Annotated in this window: 1 protein-coding gene; it reads left to right on the top strand. The window is 71.4% G+C overall.

Features of this window, described 5'->3' with window-relative positions; genetic code table 11:
• Positions 1–1,285, top strand: a 1,285-nt coding sequence (guaA, locus tag AB0M20_RS43715) for a glutamine-hydrolyzing GMP synthase (RefSeq protein ID WP_364307410.1), incomplete at its 5' end; no start/stop codon positions are given.
• Positions 1,286–1,369: the final 84 nt, after the last annotated feature.

Here is a 1,369-nt window from a genome sequence, read left to right as displayed (position 1 = left end):
GATGGCGCAGGCGCTGGGCGGGACGGTCGCGCACACCGGCGCGCGGGAGTACGGGCGTACCCATCTCACCGCCCAGGCCGGGACGCTGCTGCGCAACCTTCCCGAAGGTCTGCCGGTCTGGATGAGCCACGGCGACAGCGTGACCATCGCCCCCGAGGGCTTCATGGTCACCGCCGCCTCGTCCGGCGCACCGGTGGCGGCATTCGAGAACCTGACCGACCGGCGGGCCGGCGTGCAGTTCCATCCCGAGGTGGGGCACACCCAGCAGGGCCAGGAGATGCTGCAGCGGTTCCTTTACGACATCGCCGGCATCGAGCCGACCTGGACGCCCGGCAACATCATCGACGACCAGGTCGAGGCGATCCGCGCGAGGGTCGGCGACAAGCAGGTGATCTGCGGGCTGTCCGGCGGCGTCGACTCGGCGGTCGCCGCGGCGCTCGTCCACAAGGCCGTCGGCGACCAGCTCACCTGCGTCTTCGTCGACCACGGCCTGCTGCGCGCGGGCGAGGCCGAGCAGGTCGAGAAGGACTACGTCGCGGCCACCGGCATCCGGCTCAAGGTGGTCGACGCCGCGGACCGCTTCCTCGGCGCGCTGGCCGGGGTCGAGGATCCGGAGCAGAAGCGCAAGATCATCGGTCGCGAGTTCATCCGGGTCTTCGAGCAGGCCGCGCGTGAGGTGGACGCCGAGCGGCACGTCGAGTTCCTGGTGCAGGGCACGCTCTACCCCGACGTGGTCGAGTCCGGCGGCGGCACCGGCACGGCGAACATCAAGAGCCACCACAACGTCGGCGGCCTCCCGGACGACCTGCGGTTCGCCCTGGTCGAGCCGTTGCGCACGCTCTTCAAGGACGAGGTACGCGCGCTCGGCGCCGAGCTCGGACTGCCCGAGGAGATCGTGCAGCGGCATCCGTTCCCCGGCCCGGGCCTGGCGATCCGCATCATCGGCGCGGTCTCGCACCAGCGGCTCGAGATCCTGCGGGCGGCCGACCTGATCGCTCGCGAGGAGCTGACCGCGGCCGGCCTCGACCGCGACGTCTGGCAGTTCCCGGTGGTGCTGCTGGCCGACGTCCGCAGCGTCGGGGTGCAGGGCGACGGCCGCACCTACGGCCACCCGGTGGTGCTGCGGCCCGTGTCCAGCGAGGACGCGATGACCGCGGACTGGTCCCGGCTGCCCTACGAGCTGATCGCCCGCATCTCTACCCGGATCACCAACGAGGTGCCCGAGGTCAACCGCGTCGTCCTCGACGTGACGAGCAAGCCCCCGGGCACCATCGAATGGGAGTGACTAAAGGTCGCTCGGGGTGTAGGGCATGGGTGCCGGCGCCGGCGCGGGGGCCGGCTCGTCCGGCATCAGGAACCACATGATCGG

This window comes from Actinoplanes sp. NPDC051633 (assembly GCF_040681735.1).
In the GTDB taxonomy this organism is placed as follows: Bacteria; Actinomycetota; Actinomycetes; order Mycobacteriales; family Micromonosporaceae; genus Actinoplanes.
Note: the sequence above shows the minus strand (reverse complement) of the source record. Positions and strands in the feature narration are given on the sequence as shown.